Origin of the sequence: Mycobacterium pinniadriaticum (genome assembly GCF_026242045.1) — a bacterium.
GTDB classification, from domain to species: domain Bacteria; phylum Actinomycetota; class Actinomycetes; order Mycobacteriales; family Mycobacteriaceae; genus Mycobacterium; species Mycobacterium pinniadriaticum.
Genome location: NZ_JAPJDO010000008.1, coordinates 89,348 through 107,741 on the forward strand (window position 1 = coordinate 89,348; position 18,394 = coordinate 107,741).

At 67.4% G+C, this 18,394-nt stretch carries 16 protein-coding genes; 10 read left to right on the forward strand and 6 right to left on the reverse strand.

The window, feature by feature from the left end; all coding sequences use genetic code 11:
• Positions 1–38 precede the first annotated feature (38 nt).
• Genes ORI27_RS11705 through ORI27_RS11715 form a run of 3 tightly spaced genes read left to right on the forward strand, consistent with a single transcriptional unit; the run spans position 39 to position 2,990 of the window.
• Positions 39–920, forward strand: coding sequence for a carbohydrate ABC transporter permease (locus tag ORI27_RS11705; RefSeq protein ID WP_265997009.1), 882 nt, complete (start codon positions 39–41; stop codon positions 918–920).
• Complete coding sequence (locus tag ORI27_RS11710; RefSeq protein ID WP_265997011.1) at positions 907–1,719, forward strand: carbohydrate ABC transporter permease; 813 nt, start codon at positions 907–909, stop codon at positions 1,717–1,719. The genes ORI27_RS11705 and ORI27_RS11710 overlap by 14 nt, the downstream gene beginning before the upstream one ends.
• Positions 1,716–2,990, forward strand: a complete 1,275-nt coding sequence (locus ORI27_RS11715) for an ABC transporter substrate-binding protein (protein ID WP_265997013.1) — start codon at positions 1,716–1,718, stop codon at positions 2,988–2,990. Before ORI27_RS11710 ends, ORI27_RS11715 begins: the two co-directional genes overlap by 4 nt.
• Here the strand turns inward: ORI27_RS11715 and ORI27_RS11720 are convergent.
• Together ORI27_RS11720 and ORI27_RS11725 are read right to left on the reverse strand one after the other, a co-directional pair.
• Positions 2,987–3,817 (reverse strand): CbiQ family ECF transporter T component, encoded by an 831-nt coding sequence (locus ORI27_RS11720; RefSeq protein WP_265997014.1) that lies wholly within the window; start codon positions 3,815–3,817, stop codon positions 2,987–2,989. The genes ORI27_RS11715 and ORI27_RS11720 overlap by 4 nt on opposite strands.
• Complete coding sequence (locus tag ORI27_RS11725; RefSeq protein ID WP_265997015.1) at positions 3,814–5,868, reverse strand: DUF2232 domain-containing protein; 2,055 nt, start codon at positions 5,866–5,868, stop codon at positions 3,814–3,816. Before ORI27_RS11725 ends, ORI27_RS11720 begins: the two co-directional genes overlap by 4 nt.
• Positions 5,869–5,996: 128 nt before the next feature.
• On the opposite strand from ORI27_RS11725, the gene ORI27_RS11730 reads away from it, so the two are divergent.
• The 3 genes from ORI27_RS11730 to ORI27_RS11740 are packed head-to-tail and all read left to right on the forward strand — an operon-like array spanning position 5,997 to position 8,614.
• The gene (locus ORI27_RS11730; protein ID WP_265997016.1) at positions 5,997–6,455 is read left to right on the forward strand and encodes a MarR family winged helix-turn-helix transcriptional regulator; all 459 of its coding nucleotides are present in this window, start codon (positions 5,997–5,999) and stop codon (positions 6,453–6,455) included.
• Positions 6,456–6,468: 13 nt separating this feature from the next.
• Positions 6,469–7,716 carry an MFS transporter gene (locus ORI27_RS11735; RefSeq protein WP_265997017.1) on the forward strand — a complete coding sequence of 416 codons (1,248 nt, stop codon included), beginning with the start codon at positions 6,469–6,471 and terminating at the stop codon, positions 7,714–7,716.
• Between the two features lie 25 nt (positions 7,717–7,741).
• Positions 7,742–8,614: a TIGR03619 family F420-dependent LLM class oxidoreductase gene (locus tag ORI27_RS11740; RefSeq protein WP_265997018.1), complete on the forward strand. Its 873-nt coding sequence runs from the start codon at positions 7,742–7,744 to the stop codon at positions 8,612–8,614.
• A gap of 4 nt (positions 8,615–8,618) precedes the next feature.
• On the opposite strand, the gene ORI27_RS11745 is transcribed toward ORI27_RS11740, so the two are convergent.
• Entirely contained in the window at positions 8,619–9,506 is an 888-nt protein-coding gene (locus tag ORI27_RS11745) for a bestrophin family protein (protein WP_265997019.1), read from the reverse strand.
• Positions 9,507–9,605: 99 nt separating this feature from the next.
• On the opposite strand from ORI27_RS11745, the gene ORI27_RS11750 reads away from it, so the two are divergent.
• Entirely contained in the window at positions 9,606–11,516 is a 1,911-nt protein-coding gene (locus ORI27_RS11750) for an acyl-CoA dehydrogenase family protein (RefSeq protein WP_265997020.1), read from the forward strand.
• 13 nt (positions 11,517–11,529) lie between these two features.
• Here ORI27_RS11750 and ORI27_RS11755 read toward each other — a convergent pair whose 3' ends face one another.
• The 3 genes from ORI27_RS11755 to ORI27_RS11765 are packed head-to-tail and all read right to left on the reverse strand — an operon-like array spanning position 11,530 to position 16,479.
• Positions 11,530–11,955, reverse strand: a complete 426-nt coding sequence (locus ORI27_RS11755; protein WP_265997021.1) for an SRPBCC family protein — start codon at positions 11,953–11,955, stop codon at positions 11,530–11,532.
• Positions 11,956–15,204: a bifunctional cytochrome P450/NADPH--P450 reductase gene (locus tag ORI27_RS11760; RefSeq protein ID WP_265997022.1), complete on the reverse strand. Its 3,249-nt coding sequence runs from the start codon at positions 15,202–15,204 to the stop codon at positions 11,956–11,958. It abuts the gene before it with no gap.
• A gap of 42 nt (positions 15,205–15,246) precedes the next feature.
• Positions 15,247–16,479, reverse strand: a complete 1,233-nt coding sequence (locus ORI27_RS11765; protein ID WP_265997023.1) for an MFS transporter — start codon at positions 16,477–16,479, stop codon at positions 15,247–15,249.
• Between the two features lie 408 nt (positions 16,480–16,887).
• Between ORI27_RS11765 and ORI27_RS11770 the strand changes: the two genes are divergently transcribed.
• Genes ORI27_RS11770 through ORI27_RS11780 form a run of 3 tightly spaced genes read left to right on the forward strand, consistent with a single transcriptional unit; the run spans position 16,888 to position 18,391 of the window.
• The gene (locus ORI27_RS11770) at positions 16,888–17,544 is read left to right on the forward strand and encodes a hypothetical protein (protein ID WP_265997144.1); all 657 of its coding nucleotides are present in this window, start codon (positions 16,888–16,890) and stop codon (positions 17,542–17,544) included.
• Positions 17,541–18,128, forward strand: a complete 588-nt coding sequence (locus tag ORI27_RS11775; RefSeq protein ID WP_265997024.1) for a cytochrome c oxidase subunit 3 — start codon at positions 17,541–17,543, stop codon at positions 18,126–18,128. Before ORI27_RS11770 ends, ORI27_RS11775 begins: the two co-directional genes overlap by 4 nt.
• Positions 18,128–18,391, forward strand: a complete 264-nt coding sequence (locus ORI27_RS11780) for a cytochrome C oxidase subunit IV family protein (protein ID WP_265997025.1) — start codon at positions 18,128–18,130, stop codon at positions 18,389–18,391. The genes ORI27_RS11775 and ORI27_RS11780 overlap by 1 nt, the downstream gene beginning before the upstream one ends.
• Positions 18,392–18,394: the final 3 nt, after the last annotated feature.

The following is an 18,394-nucleotide window of genomic DNA, read 5'->3' on the forward strand; positions in this document are numbered from 1 at the left end:
TGCTACACCGTATCGGGCGGGTCGCCGAACCCGCTTTAATGGCGAGGGTGAGGACGCGGCGTGTGCACTCCACCCTGCTCGGGTATGGATTGCTGGCGCCGAGCCTGTTCGGGGTGGTGTACTTTCTGCTGCTGCCCATGCTGGTGGTGCTGTGGCTGAGCCTGCACCGCTGGGACCTGCTGGGGCCCATCCGTTATGTGGGGCTGGACAATTGGCGTTCGGTGCTCACCGACGCCAGCTTCGGCAACTCGCTGATGGTGACGCTGGTCTTCATCGCGATCGTGGTACCCGCCCAGATCCTGCTCGGCCTGCTGGCAGCCGGGCTGTTGGCTCGCGAGCTGCCGGGAAGTGGTGTGTTTCGCACGGTGTACGTGCTGCCGTGGGTGTGCTCGCCGCTGGCGGTGGCGGTGCTGTGGCATTGGATCCTGGCGCCGACCGACGGCGCGGTGAGCACCGTGGTGGGCCACCGCATCGAATGGCTCACCGATCCGGGGTTGGCACTGCCGGTCGTCTCCGCGGTCACCGTGTGGACCAACGTCGGGTATGTGACCCTGTTCTTCCTCGCCGGCATCCTGGCGATTCCACCGCAGATCCACGCCGCGGCTCGCCTCGACGGCGCGACGGGCTGGCAGCGGTTCTGGCACATCACGCTGCCGATGCTGCGTCCCACCCTGTTCTTCGTCTCGGTGACCGGCATCGTCAGCGCGGCCCAGGTCTTCGACACCGTGTACGCATTGACCGGCGGCGGCCCGGCCGGACGCACCGATCTGGTGGCGCACCGCATCTACGCCGAGGCGTTCGGGGCCGCCGCGATCGGGCGGGCGGCGGTGATGGCGCTGGTGCTGTTCGTCATCCTGGTCGGCGCGACGGTCGTCCAGCACCTCTATTTCCGCCGGCGGATCAGCTATGACCTCACGTAACGCGCTGATCTACCTCGGGCTCCTGGCCGGTGCACTGATCACCTTGGCGCCGTTCGGGTTGGGCCTGCTGACGTCGTTCACCTCCGCGCAGCAGTTCGCCACCGGAACCCCGCTGTCGCCGCCCAGCCCGCCGACCCTGGCCAACTACGCCGGGCTCGGTGCCGCGGGCTTCGGCCGGGCACTGGCGGTGACCGCGCTGATGACGGCGATGATCACGCTCGCCCAGCTGACGTTCTCGGTGCTGGCAGGGTATGCGTTCGCCCGCCTGGAGTTCCCCGGCCGAGATGGCCTGTTCTGGATGTACGTCGCCACCCTGATGGTGCCGGGCACCGTCACCGTCGTGCCGCTGTATCTGATGATGGCCGAGTTGGGACTGCGGAACACGTTCTGGGCGTTGGTGTTGCCGTTCCTGTTCGGCTCTCCGTATGCGATCTTCCTGTTGCGTGAGTACTTTCGCGGCATCCCCGCCGATCTGGTCAACGCCGCCCGCCTGGACGGGGCCAACACCCTGGACGTGATCGTGCACGTGGTGCTTCCGGCCAGCAAGCCGATTCTGGTGACACTGACATTGATCACCATTGTGAGTCAATGGAATTCGTTCATGTGGCCACTTGTCATCACCAGCGGCGGCACCTGGCGGGTGCTGACGGTCGCGACGGCCGGGCTGCAGACGCAGTACAACGCGCAGTGGACGTTGGTGATGGCGGCGACGACGGTGGCGATCGTCCCGCTGATCGCGCTGTTCCTGGTGTTCCAGCGCCAGATCGTGCGCTCGATCGTCGTCACGGGGCTGAAATGAGCTGGCCGCCGCGGTCATCCAGCAGGATGTTGGCGGGGTTGGTCGCGGTCGCACTGCTGCTGGTGGCCGGCGTGCTGGTGTTGGGCCGGGCCGGCGAATCGTCCGGCAGGATCGTGATCACCGTGCGGCTGTGGGACCCCGCGGTGGCCGCCGCGTACACCGCGTCCTTCGCGGAGTTCACCCGCACCCACCCCGACATCGACGTGCGCACCAACGTCGTGCCCTACGCCAGCTACTTCACCACCCTGCGCACCGATGTCGCCGGTGGTGGCGCCGACGACATTTTCTGGATCAACAACGCCAGTCTCGCCGAGTACGCCGACAGTCACCGGCTGCTGGCCATCGAGCCCAGTCCGGACTGGGACCCGTCAGTGATCGAGCAATTCACCCGCAACGGCGCACTGTGGGGTGTGCCGCAGTTGACCGACGCCGGAATCGCCCTCTATTACAACGCCGATCTGTTGGCCGGCGACGGTGTCGAGCCAGCCGAACTGGACACGCTGCGCTGGGATCCCGACCCGGGCATCGACACCCTGCGGCCGATGTTGACGCGGCTGACCCACGGCCGGCAGTGGGGTTACAACGCGGCCAACGACCTACAGGCCATCTATATCAACTACATCGGCTCGGCCGGTGGGGTGTTCACCGACGGTGACCGGTTCGCCTTCGACAACCCGCCGGCCGTCACCGCGTTCGCCTACATCGTCGGCCTGATCAACACCGATCACGTCGCCCCGCCGGCGTCCGACACCAACGACAACGGCGACTTCTCCCGCAACCAGTTCCTGTCCGGGCGGATGGCGCTGTTCCAGTCGGGCACCTACAACCTGGCCCAGGTCGCCGAACAAGCACCGTTTCGCTGGGGTGTGGCGCTGTTGCCCGCCGGCCCGTCGGGCCGGGTCAGCGTGACCAACGGCATCGTCGCCGCCGGCAATCCGGCCAGCCGTCACCCCGCCGCGGTCCGCGAGGTGTTGACCTGGCTGGGCAGTACCCGCGGCAACTCCTATGTCGGCCGCCATGGCGCAGCCATCCCCGCGGTCCTGCCCGCCCAACAGGTGTACTTCGACTACTGGTCGGCCAAGGGTGTCGACGTGACACCCTTCTTCACGGTGCTCGACGGCCCCCGGATCGCCGCGCCGGGCGGCGCCGGTTTCGCCGCCGGCTACCAGGCGATCCAGCCCTACTTCGACGAGATGTTCCTCGGCAGAATGCCCGTCACGGAGGCGTTGGCCACCGCCCAGAGCGCGGCCAACACCGCCGCCACACGCTAGATGCCGACGTTGGCCAGCACCGTCACCTGCAACACCACCGACACCGCACACACCGTCGCCGAGATCGCCAATACCACCCAGTCGGCCCGTCGCGGACCTGACGGTGCCGCCGAGATCTGTCCGGTCCCACCTCGCGCGGTGATCGCGTCGCCCATCTCGTCGGCGCGCCGCAGCGCCACCGTGATCCCCGCCGCCATCAGGTCCACCATCTCGATGGCCCAACGCCGGCGCCGGGCCCGGCGACTGGTCAACACCGGCCGGGGGCGCAAGCGACGCGCGGCGTAGAGCAAGCGGAACTCGTCGAGCAGCATCGGAAAGGCCCGCAGCGACAACGCCAGTGCCACCGCCCAATCATCGACCGGGATGCGAAGGAACCGCAGTGGGCGGCCCAGCCGCACCACCGCGGGTGCGACGTCGGCGACGTTCGTCGTCCACGACACCAACATGCCCAACCCCAACAGCACGACCGACACCACGGTGATGCGCACGAATTTGAGCAGCCCGCCGAGCGCGATGTCGTAGGAACCCAGATGCAGTACCGGAGTCCCGCCGCCCAGCGTCGCGGTGACCGCGCCGAGAAGCAGCAGGAACCACAGCCACTTCGGCACCGACGGCACGACACCGCGCGGGATGCGGGCCAGCCGGACCGCGACAGCGATGAGGATGGCAACCAGCGCGATCGGTACCCAATCCGGATAGAACGCGAGCAGGGCGGAAAATCCCAGCACGACGATCAGTTTGGTGCCCGCCCAGAGCTCGTGGATCGGCGAGGTACCGGGCACCGGACGCAGCAGCACCACCGGGCGGTTCTGACGGGCGGTGGTCATGACGGCCCCTCGGTCAGCACACCGTCGCTCAGGTGCAGGGTGCGCGGGCACAGCTCTTCCAGACCGACGAAGTCGTGCGAGATCACCACGACGGTCAGGCCGCTGTTGCGGCGCAGGTCGCTCAGCAACCGCAGCAGACCACGCTGGCTGGCGGCATCCAGGCCGGCCAGTGGCTCGTCGAGGATCAGCGCCTGCGGTGAGCGGGCCAGCAACCCGGCGATCACCACCCGGCGCATCTGCCCGCCGGAGAGCTGGTCGATGCGTCGTTTCGCCAGTGACGCATCCAGGCCGACCTTCGCCAGTGCGGCGATCACCCGGGACTGATCATGGGGCGAAAACCCAGCTGCAGAAGCAACTTCGAGGTCGACACGGCTGCGCATCAGCTGCAACCGGGCGGCCTGGAAGGCGATCGCCACCTCGCCGACACATTCGGCGGCGGGGCGCCCACGGACCAGGCAGGATCCGGTGGTCGGCGTGCTCAATCCGGCCATGATCCAGGCCAGGGTGGACTTGCCGGAACCGTTGCCGCCGTGGATCAGGACACCGTCGCCGTCATGGACGGTGAAGCCGACATCGCGCAGAGCGGTCTTGGCCCACGGTGTGCCGCTAGCATATTCGTGGCCGACATGCTCCAGCCGCAACACCGGTTCGGCGGCCGCACGCGGGCTCACGCTGACCGTCGGTGCGGGCGCCGCGGCGATCTCCACCATGTCGGTGTTGTCCAGCGACTCGCTGAGGTTGACGATCCGGTCGGCGGTGTCGGCCTCGTTGTTGTAGTGGGTGATCTGTAAGAGCGCCATCCGGTGACGTTCGGTGAGACCGGCCAACACCGTCAGCAGCGCCTCCCGCCCGCGCTGGTCCACCATGCTGGTGACCTCGTCGGCGATCAGCATCGCCGGCTGGCGTGCCAGCGCCGCGGCCACCGCCAACCGTTGCAGCTCGCCTCCGGACAGCCCACCGGTGTCACGCTCTTCCATACCGGCCAGCCCGACCTCGCCGAGCAGTCCCGCGATGTCGGTGTGAGTGCCCGGCGGCAAGCCCCACACCACGTCGTCGGCGACTCGGGTTCCGAGCACCTGGCTTTCCGGGTGCTGCATGATGACCGCCGTCCCGCCGAGCTGACCGAGGCCGACAGCCCCGGGCCGTTCGATCGAACCGGAGGAGGGTTCCCGGCCGGACAGCAGCAGCATCAGCGTGGTCTTACCGGAGCCGTTGGCGCCGGTGATCGCGACGTGTTCCCCGGCGTCGACGGTCAGGGTCAGCGGCGCAAGCGCGTCATGCGCGGCGTTCGGGTAGCGGAACCGGGCGTCGACCAGCCGCACCGGAACCGGCGCGACCGGGCCGGATTCGTCGAGGGTCTCGAGCTTGTGCACGTCCGGGATGCCGCGCAGCCGCTCCAGTACCCGCGACAGCGCCCACCACCCGACCAGGGTCACGACCATGATCGAGAAGATCGCGTAGACCATCAACAGCACCGGCCAGTACTGCAGACCGAGGCCGAACAGGTGCCGAGCGTCCTGCGCGGCCGGCCGGAACGGTTCGAAACGCGAGACCACCCTGATCACGCCGTCGAAATTGGCGGTCATCGCCGCGAAGGTCAGGTTGCGCAGCCGCACCAGCACGGTCAGGGCGGCGATGATGAAGAGTCCGAAGACCACTCCGGCCAGCAGACCGACCGCGATGACGGTCGGGGTGCCGCGCCGGCGGCGCTTCATGATGCCGGCCAGGCCGCCGACGTAGGCGCAGTTGACGACGACCATCAGGCCGCTGACACCGGCGATCAGGAACGCGACGATGCTCGCCGCGACGGTGGAGGCCAGCAGGACGCGGAGGCGGTAGCGGTAGCCGAGCAGTCCCATCGGGACGGTGGTGAGCAGCGACAGTCCCCCGGCGAAGGGCACGACGACGGAAATGATCGACAGTGCGGCGGCCAGTGCGGCCATCACCGAAGCCTGGGCCATCTCGACAGGTGACAGCGAGCGGCCCCGACGGCGATCGATCGACGGGCCGGAGGGTTGCTGCGCGGGCGCCTCCGGTCTCGTCGCGGTCATCACCCGATTCTGCCAGCCGTCGCGGGCGGGGACTCGGTTCGACCGGCCGCCACCCCGGGCGGCTGTGGACGTGCTGTGAGAAGAACCACCGCCTCGGACCAAGACAAACATAGTACTTCTATGTAAATATGGACCGCATGCGCCCGCCACCGTCGCAGACAGGACTGGGGTCCGAGCTGCTCTCCGTCGTCGCGCGGCTCAACCGGCTGGCCACCCAGCGCATCCGGTTGCCGCTGCCGTGGGCACAGGCCCGCCTGCTCAGCACCATCGACGACCAGGGTGAGGCACGCATCTCCGACCTGGCCGAACTCGACCACTGCTCGCAGCCGACGATGACCACCCAGGTCCGTCGCCTCGAGGACGCCGGCCTGGTGGCCCGCACCCCCGATCCCGACGATGCGCGTGCAGTCCGCATTCGCATCACCCCCGAGGGCCAGAAGATCCTGGCCCGGGTCCGCGCGGACCGCGCCGCGGTGATCGATCCGCGCATCGAGCGGCTCTCCGGCGAGGACCGCGAAATTCTGTCGAACGCCGTCGGGGCACTGCATCGCCTCCTCGACGACCTCGACACCTCCCCGAGAAGTTAGGAGTGAGCCACTCGTGTGGCGCCAACCCAAGGCCGTCTGGGCCGTCGCGTTCGCATCCGTCGTCGCCTTCATGGGCATCGGACTCGTCGACCCGATCCTGAAACCCATCGCCGACAACCTGGACGCCACACCGTCACAGGTGTCCCTGCTGTTCACCAGCTACATGGCGGTGATGGGCGTGGCAATGCTCATCACCGGCGTGGTGTCCAGCCGCATCGGCCCGAAACGCACACTGCTGCTGGGCCTGGTGATCATCATCGCCGGCGCCGGGCTGGCCGGGATGAGCGACACCGTCGTGGGCATCGTCGGCTGGCGCGCGCTGTGGGGCCTGGGCAACGCCCTGTTCATCGCGACCGCGCTGGCCACGATCGTCAACTCGGCGCGCGGCTCGGTAGCCCAAGCCATCATCCTCTACGAGGCGGCGCTGGGCCTGGGCATAGCGGTCGGTCCGCTGGTCGGCGGTGCGCTGGGGTCGATCTCCTGGCGCGGCCCGTTCTTCGGGGTGTCGGCCCTGATGGCCCTCGCGTTGGTGGTGACGGCGCTACTGCTGCCGGAAACCCCGCGCCCGCAACGGATGACGACACTGGCCGATCCGTTCCGGGCGCTGCGGCACCGGGGTCTGTTCGGCGTCGCGGTCACCGCGCTGCTGTACAACTTCGGCTTCTTCACGCTGCTGGCGTTCACCCCGTTCCCGCTCGATATGACGGCGCACGAAATCGGCCTGATCTTCTTCGGCTGGGGCGTGGCACTGGCGTTCACCTCGGTGGTCGTCGCCCCGCGTCTGCAGCACCGGTTCGGCACCGTGCGGGTGCTGCTGATCAATCTGCTGTGCTTTTCGACGCTGCTGGCGGTGATGGCCGTGTTCACCGAGAACAAGGCGGTGCTGGCCGGGTGTGTGGTGGTGGGCGGATTGTTCATCGGCATCAACAACACGCTGATCACCGAGACCGTGATGAAAGCCGCACCCGTCGAACGTGGGGTGGCCTCGGCGGCCTACAGCTTCATGCGGTTCGGCGGGGCCGCCGTCGCCCCCTGGCTGGCCGGGGTGCTCGGCGAGCGGGTCAGCGTGCACCTGCCGTTCTGGGTGGGTGCCGGCGCGGTGCTGCTCGGCGCGGTGGCGCTGGCGGTGACGGCCCGGCATCTGAGCGCTATTGACACGTCCGGCGGGCAGGAGCGAAGCGACTCGGGGCATGTGAAGCATGATGAGCTGGAGGAGATCACCGACCAGGCCACTGCGGTGACCGTCGGCAACGACAGCTGACCTAGGGCCGACCCCGAGGAGAACGATGCAGTTCTGGTGCGGCACCCCGTTCATGAAGCCGACGGAAGCTCCGGCGGTGGCACGCATGGTCGACGAAGCCGGCTACGACGGCATGATCTGCGCCGATCACCTGATCTATCCGCGGGACCTTCGCTCGCCCTACCCGTCGCCGACCGGGAAGCCGGGCTGGCCGCCGGAGACCGTGTGGCCGGACACCTGGGTACTGATCGGGGCGATGGCCGCGGTGACGACGCGACTGCGGTTTTCCAACGCGGTCTATATCGCACCGGCCCGCCCGCTGCTGGAAGTCGCCAAGCAGGTGGCGACGGCGGCATCGCTGTCCCACGGCAGGGTGTCGCTCGGCGTCGGAATCGGTTGGATGCGTGAGGAATACGAGCTGCTGGGCCAGGAGTTCGCCAACCGCGGCAAACGCCTCGACGAGATGATCCCCGCCCTGCGGGCGCTATGGCAGGGCGGCTGGGTGTCGTGGAGCGGCCAGCATTATCAGGTGCCGGAGATGATGATCGAGCCGCATCCGCCCGAGCCGGTACCGATCCTGTGCGGCGGCGAGTCCGACGCCGCGCTGCGCCGCGCCGCGCGATTGTGCGACGGCTGGATCGGCACCGCATATGCCTGGGACGATGCCGTGGCCCACGTCGCCAAGCTGGATGCGCTTCGCCGCGAATTCGGTCGCGCGGAGGACCCTTTCGAGATCATGTTGGCGCTGATCGATCCACCCTCGCCCGATCTGTACAAGCGCGCCGAGGACATCGGGATCACGGCGGTGATGTGCGCGCCGTGGATGTCGGAGCCCACCGTCGCCGCCGGCGGCGACGTCGAGCGCTACCGCGGCCCGATCGAGAAGTTCGCCGAAACCGTGGTCGCCCAATGCCGGTGAGCGCTCACATCCAGACGGTGGCCTTCGCGCTCTCCCTGGGCTGAGCCATCCGATGGCCGGCGCCCAGCAGGTTGCCGGTGATGGTCGCGCAGAACCGATACATCGAGATGTCGAAAACGGTGTTGCTCATCGGCTGCTCGATGAAGTGGCCCAGCCGCTCGGCGGTGATGAACACGATCATCAGCAGCAGGCCGATCACCACGCCGGTGACCGGGTGGGCGGACCCGTCCAGGCGGCTGAAGGCCATCACCGCGAAGAACCACGCCAGCCCACGAATGAAGATCTCGTAGATGATCGGGATCGGTTCGTTGCGGATGCGTTCCAGCCCACTCTGGGCACCCACCAGCGCGGTGTTGACATTCATCAGCATCACCCGGGCCTGGTTGTCGATCGATCCGGTCGCCGACAGGGTTTGGACATCCTCGGCCTGCCGGGTCAGCAGATTGGTGGCCGAGGTGCCCGCGGGGTCCTCCGGTGTGAGGTCGGCGGCTTCCGGTATCGGGGCGATTCCGCGCAGCTCGGCGGCGAGCTGCCAGCAGTAGCGAGCCTGGCGTCGGCGCATCCGGTCCAGGATCTCGACCATTCCGGGCGCACCGGAGTCGACCGAACACAGCGTGTTGTGGGTGGCGCGGGAGTTGATGATGACGCTGCCCCACAGGGTGCGCGCTTCCCACCAGCGGTTATAGGCGGTGGTGTTGCGGAAGCCGATGAACACCGAGGCGCCGATACCGAGCACCGACAGCACCGCCGAGGCGTAGTCGATCTGGGTCGGGTCGGGCACCGGCAGCAACACGCCGGCCACCACCACGATCGCCAGCAGGTCCCAGCGCAGCCGCCACGCCACGATCCCGGCGATCTTGACCGGCCCCAGCGTGCCGACGCTTCGGATCACCGCGTCAGCGTATTACTTCCGGACGACTGCGCCGGCGAAGGCGGACGGATATCTGCCACATCGGCGTTTGCGCGAGCAAGCACGGGGCTACTTTCAGGTATGACCACCACTGCGGAGCATCTGCGTAACGCGCTCGACGGCCGCTGGCGAGACGTCAAGAACGCCGTGCGCACCGAACTCGCCACCGAGGTTTTCCGTCCGCACTACACGCCCAACACCGTCATCGCCCGCGCGAAAGTGGCCGAGCAGTTGAAGATCATGGCGGCCGCCGGGGCCGCCGAAGACGGCTTCCGCAAAGAACACGGCGGAAACGGCGATGTCGGTGCGGCCGTCACCCGCATCGAGATGCTCGCGATGTCCGACCTGTCACTGATGGTCAAGGCGGGCGTGCAGTGGGGGTTGTTCGGCGGGGCCATCGAAAACCTGGGCACCGAGCGCCATCACAAGGCCTACGTGCAGCGCATCATCGACCTGGATCTGCTGGGCTGCTTCGGGATGACTGAGACCGGCCACGGCAGCGACGTGCAGTCGCTGGAAACCACAGCCACCTACGATCCGGCCACCGAGGAGTTCGTGATCAACTCCCCCACCCCGAGCTCGCGCAAGGACTATATCGGCGGCGCTGCCGAAACCGCACGGGTATCAGCGGTTTTCGCGCAGCTGATCACCGGCGGCCAGTCGCACGGGGTGCACTGCTTCGTCGTGCCGATCCGCGACGAGGACGGCAACGATCTGCCCGGCGTCACCACCTCGGACTGCCACTACAAGGGCGGGTTGCCCGGCGTCGACAACGGCCGCATCATGTTCGACCACGTTCGTGTGCCGCGGGAGAACCTGCTCAACAAGTACGCCGACGTCGCCGCGGACGGCACCTACTCCTCCCCGATCGAGAACCCCAGCCGGCGATTCTTCACCATGCTGGGCACTCTGATCCGCGGCCGGGTGACGGTCGCCGGCAGCGCGGCCGCCGCGGCGCGGGTGGCGCTGGACATCGCCGTCCGATACGCCTTGCAGCGCAAACAGTTCAGCGCTCCCGATGACGAGGGCGAAGTGCTGATCATGGATTATCTGGTGCATCAGCGCCGCCTCTTCCCGCTGATCGCACGGTCTTATGCCTTGCAGTTCGCCCAGAACGAGCTGGTGGCCAAGCTGCACGATGTGCAGACGGCCGACAGTCCCGATGCCGAGGAGCAGCGCGAACTGGAGTCCCGGGCGGCCGGCCTGAAAGCCTCGAACACCTGGCACGCCAGTGCCGCGATCCAGGAGGCCCGCGAAGCCTGCGGCGGCGCAGGGTATCTCGCCGAGAACCGGTTGATCGCGCTGCGCGCCGACACCGACGTGTTCACCACTTTCGAGGGTGACAACCATGTGCTCACCCAGCTGGTCGCCAAGGAACTACTGACCGCCTACGCCGACGACATCAAGGGGATGAGCCCGGTGGAGTGGGTGCGGTTCGCGGCCAACTTCGCCGGCGACCGGGTGCTGAAAAGGACTGCGGCCGAGACGATCATGCAGACCATCCTCGACTCCCGGCAGGACAACGAGGAGGAAGGCAGCCTGTTCAACCGCGGCACCCAGGTCACGATGTTCGAGGACCGGGAGGAGTATCTGCTGTCCACCGTGGCACGCCGGCTGCAGAGCAAAACGAAGGAGATGGAGGCGTTCGACGCGTTCAACGCCGTGCAGGATCACGTGCTGCACACCGCCAGGGCACACATCGACCGGATCGTGCTCGAGGCATTCGTGGCCGGCATCGACGCCTGTGAAGACGAGGAGGCCCGCCACATTCTGGGCCTGGTGTGCGACCTGTACGCGCTATCGGTGATCGAGGAGGACAAGGCCTGGTTCATCGAGCACCGTTTCCTGTCCACAGAGCGGGCCAAGGCCGTCACCCGCGGCATCAACGAGCGCTGCCGGTCCCTGCGCCCGCACGCCGAACTGCTTGTCGACGGCTTCGGGATCCCCGAGCAGTTGCGCTACGCCGAGATGCTGCACCCCGAACATCTGTAGCCGACGGTCCGGCTCAACCCGTTTCGACGCGTCGCTTCAGGGCCGCCAGGGTCGCGTCGACGATCGTGGCTTCGAGTCGGGACCGGATGCACGGGGGTAGCCAGACGCCGATCCCGAGCGCGAGTTGGTACTCCACGGTGGTGGCGCCCGCTGGGGCCGGGGACAGGCGATAATGCCCGTCCTCCTTCTTCAGGATCCGGCCCTGCACCAGCCGCCAGCTGACACCGGTGTCACCGTCCCACTCGTAGCGCAGCACGAACTCGTCCGGTAGCGGCCCGTAGTGTTCGCGCCAGCGGGCCAGTACCGGGCGTGCCTGGGCGTCATACTCGATCACCTGCACCGAATCGGCGGCCGACCAGTCGAGCATTCCCGGCAGGTCGGCCAGCACCGCGATGATCTCGGCCGCCGGCGCGGTGATCGTGGTCTGTGCGGTCGCCACTTAGTGCGCCGCCCACACGTCTTCCAGGTAGTGGTTGGTGGCCCGCAGGTCCTCCAACCACGCCGTGCCCTCCTCGGCCGACACCGCGTTGTTCTTCGAGTAGATCTCGGCGAAGGCGTCGCGCAATGCCGGGGCCACCGTGCCCGCCCCGCCACACACATAGGTGATGCCGCCGCGGCCCATCAGGTCCAGAATCTGATCGGCGTTGGCGCGCACCGCATCCTGGACCCGTGCCCGGGTGCCGTCGGACACCCTGGAGTAGGCGGTCACGATCGACACGACACCGTCGGCCTCGAACTGGCGGATCTCGTCCTCGTAGATGAAGTCGGCGTCGGGCATCCGGCACCCATAGATGAGCAGCGCCGGGCCCAGCGCGGCGGAGGTCCCCTGGGCCGCCCGCTCCTGGAGGAACCCGCGGAACGGCGACAGACCCGTACCGGTGGCGATCATGATCATCGGTGTCGCCGGGTCCTCGGGTACATCGAAGGGAAGTCCGGGCGGCCGGATGAAGCCGGGCACCAGGGTGCCCGGCTCGGTGCGTGCCAGGAAGTTCGACGACGTTCCGTGGTAGATGCCGCTGCCGCTGCGGGCGGGCGCCCGCAGCACGCCGACGGTGATGCTGCACCGATCGGGGTAGGCCGTCGGCGACGACGAGATGGAGTAATAGCGGGGTGCCAGCCCGGGCAGCAGATCCAGGCAGGTGTTGAGCGGGACGTCGATCGACCGGTAGCGCTGCACCATGTCGAGCAGCGACACCCGCTTGAACAGGACCTCTTCCCGATAGCGGGTGACGTTGTCCGCACCGTCAGCGGCCAGCGCAGCCAACTCCGCCTGCTCATCGGCGTCGGTCGCGAACTCCGCCAGGGTGCGGATCTGCGCCCGGGTCAGCGGAGCCTGCAGCTCGACCCGGGCGGCCAACAACTCGGAGACCACGAACGGTGTGTCCAGCGGCAGGTGGCTGGAGGCGCCGGTGTTGGCGCGGATCATCACCAGCTCGTCGAGGTCCAACTCGGCCAGCGCGGCGGCCCGCCCGATCAGTTCGGCCGCGTTGCGCGGCAGCAGTGCGATGTGGTCACCGGTGCGATACGTCACGCCCTCGGGCAGTGCGAACTCGATGTGACGGGTGGACTGGGCGACCGGCCCCGACGGCACGACCCTGGTGAGCAGCTCCCGGTTCTCGAGCATCCGGTAGGGCGTCGCGTCCAGCGAGGAGAAGAACGAACCGTGCAGGCGTTGCCCGGTGGGGGCGATCTCGTAGCGGTTCATGTCGGTGGCGACGTCGACCTGCGGAGCCAGGCCCAGGGCATCGCCGGCCTGCGGCCAGAATCCGCCGTACCAGTCGCGGAACATGCCGTCGAAGTCGTCGGAGGCGTCGGCGGCCCCGCGGGGCGCGAAGCGGGTCGCGCCGGCGGCGGCGAGCATGTCGTCGATCTCGGCGGGCACCTTCTGGAAAGTGGAGGCCCACACCCGGTCCCCGGCCCCGAACACGGTGTAGGTGACCCCCGCCAATGCGTCGGGTGCCCGTCCACCGCCGAGCCAGCGGTGGAAGTCGATGGCGTTGTCGGGCGGATTGCCGTTGTAGGACGACGTGCAGATCACGACGAGACCGTCGGTCGGTAGGGCGTCGACGTAATCGTCGAGTGCGCCCTGGGTGACGGTGAATCCGCGGGCGCGGCCGTCCTCGGCGATCTCGGTGGCGATCCGCTCGGAGGTGCCCAGGTTGGAGCCGAACAGCACCAGCAGGTGGTTGCCCGCGCCGTAGTCGGAGACCACCCGGGTGGGCGCGGCCGCCTGGACCGGGGCTTCGGTGGGCGCGGCCGCTCGTGGGCCGGAGATGACCGCGGCTTCGCGTCCCTCGCGGGGCGCCACCGTGATGGTCAGGTTGTTCGGCTTGATGGAGAAGAAGTCCTTGATGTCGAGCTGGTAGTCGAACGAATCGAGCAGTTTGAAGCGCTGCAGGATCAGCCCGAGCAGCAGCTGGGATTCGTAGAACGAGAAGTGCCGTCCGATACAGGCCCGCTGACCGCTGCCGAAGGGCATGAACGCCCATGCCGGGCGCGACGCCTCGAGCTCAGCGGTAAACCGGTCGGGGTCGAACCGCTCGGGATCGGGGAAGACCGACGGATCGCGCTGCAGCTGCGGGGTCAGCAGCAGGATCGGCTGGCCCTTTTTGATCCGGTACTTGCCGCCGAGCACCTCATCGGCCAGCGGGCGTACCTGGAATCCGGCGCCCACCGGCCACAGCCGCAGCGCCTCCTTCATGCACTGCAGCAGGTATTGCAGTTTGGGGATCTGCGTCTCATTCGGCAGGACCGACAGATCGTCGCCGAATACCTCATCGACCTCGGCGTAGCACTTGGCCAGGACGTCGGGATTCTTCAGCAGGTGATAGACCGTCCACATCAGCATTCCGCTGGTGGTGTCGTAACCGGCCGCCAGGAAGGTCAGCATCTGCTGGCGGATGTTGAGCCGGTCCAGTTTCTGGCCGCTGTCCTTGTCCGGCTGGCTCAGCATCAGGTCGAGCACGTCACCGTTCTTGCCGACCTCGGCGCTGCGGATGCGCTCCTCGATGATCGTGTCAGCCAGGTTGTTGAGGAAGCTGACCTGCTCCTTGTATTTGCGGCGACCCTTGATCGCTTCGTAGATGTCCTGACCGGGCAGCCGGCTGGGCCGGTTGACGCACTCGGCGATCGCCTCTTCGAGCGCCGTCACGATCGGTGGCATGTCCTGGCGGTAGAAGGAGCCGGGCCGGTAGCTGAAGCAGACCAGGCAGATGGTGTCGAACGTCAGCTTGGTCATATCGGTGACGATGTCGACCGGATCGCCGGGGTTCAGCCGCGCCCACTTCATCACCAACTGGTCGGCGATGTCGGCCATCTTCTCGGTGTAGCCCTTGATCGCCTGCGGCGCGAACGCCGGCAGCAAGATGTTGTGCGCTTTCTTCCACGCGGGTTCCTGGGTCCACGAGGTGAAGATCGCGTCCCCCACGACTTCGCGCATCGCCACCAGCTCGGGTGCGACGTTCTTCTCGAACCGGGTCTCGTCCAGACACTCGGCGGCGATGTCCCCGCCGGAGACGACGATCATGTCCTGGCCGGGAGCGATCAGGCTGTAGATCGGGCCGAGTTCGCCGGCCAACTCCATCAAGCTGCGGGTGGGATGAGTGCCGTCGAGGTGGAGCGCGTCACCCAGGATCGGCACTCTGTTCTTCGGCTGCGGGACATCGTCGTACACGTCCTGGTCTGTCATCTCCTAGCAGCACCTTTCTTTTCGGTTGGCGGGCAGGTCAATTCAGGTCGTCTGGTCGTCAGCGGCAACCGCCGCGCGATGTTTGGCCGCGCGAACCGGAACGGTCAGCAGGGGCAGGGTCACCACGGCGACGAGCAAGGCCGTGACACCCAGCCGGGACCATTGCCCGCCCGCCCCGGCGATCCAGCCTCCGACGGCGGGCGCGACCGCGCCGGCCACCAGGCTGATGCCACCGGCCACGACGACCAGTCGGCCCGAACTCGTGTCGAGTTCGGCCGCGAGCGCCAGCAGCAGCGGGGTCAGGCAGAAGAACGCGAGGTTGATCGCGAGGAAGCCGATCATGTAGGAGGTGGGGCCGGTCGCGGTGCCGACGAGCAGATTGCCCACGCCCAGCACGACGACGGCCGGAGCGATGAGGTACATCTTGGCGACCCTGCTCCCCAGGGCCAGTGTGATGCCCGATCCGATCAGGCCGATCAGTTGGGAAAGCCCCAGGAACGTCGCCGTGAATTGCACAGAGAGCCCGGCCTTCTCCCCGATCGACTCGGCGAAGGTCCAGATCATCACGTTGCCGACTTCCATCAAGAACAAGGCGCCCACCAGGATCGCCGCCGGTACGAGCGACCCGATCCGCGCGGACGGATCCGGGTCGGCGTCTGCGGATTGGCCTTCGTGTTCGGGCAGGGTCCGCACATCGGGTAGGCGCACGATGAAGATGACGCACACCAACTCCGCGACCGCCATACCCAGGTAGACGCCGACCTTGGGCCACAAGTCGTGCAAGGTGGGCCCCGCGGTGAGCATGGCCGCACCGACCAGCATCCACGCGATCGTGACGATGCTGAACGCTCGCTCCGGAAAACGCGCGTAGGCCAGCGCGGAGTTGGCGCAGGCGTAGCAGAGGCCGGCGCCGAGTCCCATCGCGATCTGCAGCACCAGCACCATGCCGAAGCTGGTGGCGAATCCGGTCAGGGCAAGACACAGAGCCGCGACGATCGCCCCGGCGATCCCGACCCGCTTGCGGTCAAGGCGCGGCAGAAACGGCAGAATTCCGAACGCCGAGAGCGCCACTCCGCCCTGCCCGAGCGCCACCAGAAGGCCCGCCGACTGGATCCCGAAGTTGAACTCCCGCGCGAACGACACCGCTAGGAGCGGTGAGAGCAGAGTGGTGAGGAACCCGGCGACCATCATGGCGGCGGCGCCGACCACCAGCCCCCTGTGTTCCTTCACGGCGGGGAGGTCCGCCGATGTCGCCACCCCCGGGTTCGCCCCCATCAGATGTCTCCCAGCCGGCCGTCACAACGCGACCGTCGAGCCGCCCTGCGAGGTTTCATCAGTATCCGGTTTCGGTGTCGGCAATGGTTCTGTATCCACAATGGTTCGACGTTGGCAACAATTGATCAAGCACGTTCGACTCGCAACGCAGCTTAGAAGGCGGCACCGAACATCGCTCGGCAAAGACCGACATTCGCCCGCGGCGTTTACGCACCGATTGGCTGTGCGCCACTTCGGGACGGCCCAGTTCGCTTCGCCGACACCCGGCACCCGGCCAACCCTCGCGGCACCGTTTTGGCAATTTTGACAAAACATTGGCGATTCCGACCCCTGCAGCGGGACCGGGACAGTATCGTCGCCGCCGTGGAACTGAGGCTGCAGCGCATCGGCGCGTGGTGCGGAACGATCATGATCATCCTGTACGGCACCTGCATGTCGGGGTTGGCGCGGCTGTTCCCGCCGATATCGCCGGTCTGGTCGCCGACGGAGGTCGCCGACTTCTTCGTCGATCACAAGATCTGGATCCGCATCGGCATCGCCGGGTGCCTGCTGACGTCGGTGATCGCGCTGCCGTTCCTGGCCACCATCGTGCTGCGCATCCGCCGGGTCGAAGGGCAGTGGGGGATGCTGACGGTCACGCAGCTCTTCGCGGCGACGATTTTCGTTCCCGCCCTGCTGTTTCCGTTCCTGGTGCTGGCCGCCGCCGCGTTCCGGCCCGAGTCCCGGTCGCCGGAGATCACCCAGGCCCTCAACGACGTCTTCTGGCTGATGTTCATCGGCATCGTCGGGACGATCATCGTGCAGAACATCACCCTGGCGATCGCGTCGTTCATCGACAAGACCGAGCCGCAGACGTTCCCGCGCTGGTACGGCTACCTCAACCTGTGGGTGGCACTGCTGTCGCTGCCGGGCTGCGTGGTCGTGGTGTTCAACGACGGGCCGCTGGCCTGGCACGGGGTGTTCGCGTTCTACATTCCCGGCTTCGCGCTGGTGATCTGGCTGTTCACGACAACGCATGTGCTCAACCGCGGCATCAAGGCCCAGCAGCGTGCCGAACAGTCATGACGGCGGTGGGCGAACCGGCACCACCTGACGCCCGACGCATCCCCGGCGAACAGGGCACCTGGGTGTTCCTGCTCGGCGACATGTTGGTGTTCGCGGCGTTCTTCGCCACGTTCATGGTCGAAAGGTCAAAAGCCCCAGAGGTTTTCGACGCGGCCCGAAAGACGCTGCACGTCAACATCGGCCTGGTCAACACGCTGGTACTGCTGACCAGTTCACTGTTCGTGGTGGCGGCCATCGGGGGTCTGCGAACCGGCGCGCGCGCCGTCGCCGGCCGGGCGCTGCTGGCCGCGATCGGCTGCGGCGTGGTGTTCGTGATGTTGAAGGTCACCGAGTACGTCTTGCTGGTGGGCGCCGGACACACCGCGGGCGTCAACCACTTCTACCTCTACTACTTCATCCTGACCGGGCTGCACCTCCTGCACGTCTGTATCGGCATCGTCGTGCTGGTGGCGCTGTTCACCCAGACCCGGCGCACCGAGCTGTCAGCCACTCGGCTCGCCGTGATCGAGGGCGGCGGCTGCTTCTGGCATCTGGTCGACCTGCTCTGGATCGTCCTGTTCCCACTCCTGTACCTGGTGAGCTGATGCTGGCATTGATGCGCAACCGCGCCGGCGTGAGCTGGCTGATTCTGGTGGTCTTGACGCTGGCGTCGTTCGCGCTCGGCGCCGACCATGGCACCGGGTCTTTGATCGCCGTTGGCGTCCTGGCGATCGCCGCCGTCAAAGTACGGCTGGTGGGCCTGGACTTCATGGAATTACGGAACGCCCCGATCCCCCTGCGGGTGGCCTTCGAGGTGTATTGCGCGGCGTTGTGGGCGTTGCTGTCGGGTTTGTATCTGTGGCTGTGAGGC

Bases quoted from the DNA above. Each gene is read 5' to 3' on its own strand.
- ORI27_RS11730 (WP_265997016.1), top strand. From the start codon at position 5,997: ATGGACCGCATGCGCCCGCCACCGTCGCAGACAGGACTGGGGTCCGAG.
- ORI27_RS11750 (WP_265997020.1), top strand. From the start codon at position 9,606: ATGACCACCACTGCGGAGCATCTGCGTAACGCGCTCGACGGCCGCTGG.
- ORI27_RS11720 (WP_265997014.1), bottom strand. From the start codon at position 3,817: ATGACCACCGCCCGTCAGAACCGCCCGGTGGTGCTGCTGCGTCCGGTG.
- ORI27_RS11770 (WP_265997144.1), top strand. From the start codon at position 16,888: ATGATCATCCTGTACGGCACCTGCATGTCGGGGTTGGCGCGGCTGTTC.
- ORI27_RS11760 (WP_265997022.1), bottom strand. From the start codon at position 15,204: ATGACAGACCAGGACGTGTACGACGATGTCCCGCAGCCGAAGAACAGA.
- ORI27_RS11765 (WP_265997023.1), bottom strand. From the start codon at position 16,479: ATGGGGGCGAACCCGGGGGTGGCGACATCGGCGGACCTCCCCGCCGTG.
- ORI27_RS11725 (WP_265997015.1), bottom strand. From the start codon at position 5,868: ATGACCGCGACGAGACCGGAGGCGCCCGCGCAGCAACCCTCCGGCCCG.
- ORI27_RS11710 (WP_265997011.1), top strand. From the start codon at position 907: ATGACCTCACGTAACGCGCTGATCTACCTCGGGCTCCTGGCCGGTGCA.
- ORI27_RS11780 (WP_265997025.1), top strand. From the start codon at position 18,128: ATGCTGGCATTGATGCGCAACCGCGCCGGCGTGAGCTGGCTGATTCTG.
- ORI27_RS11775 (WP_265997024.1), top strand. From the start codon at position 17,541: ATGACGGCGGTGGGCGAACCGGCACCACCTGACGCCCGACGCATCCCC.
- ORI27_RS11740 (WP_265997018.1), top strand. From the start codon at position 7,742: ATGCAGTTCTGGTGCGGCACCCCGTTCATGAAGCCGACGGAAGCTCCG.
- ORI27_RS11715 (WP_265997013.1), top strand. From the start codon at position 1,716: ATGAGCTGGCCGCCGCGGTCATCCAGCAGGATGTTGGCGGGGTTGGTC.
- ORI27_RS11705 (WP_265997009.1), top strand. From the start codon at position 39: ATGGCGAGGGTGAGGACGCGGCGTGTGCACTCCACCCTGCTCGGGTAT.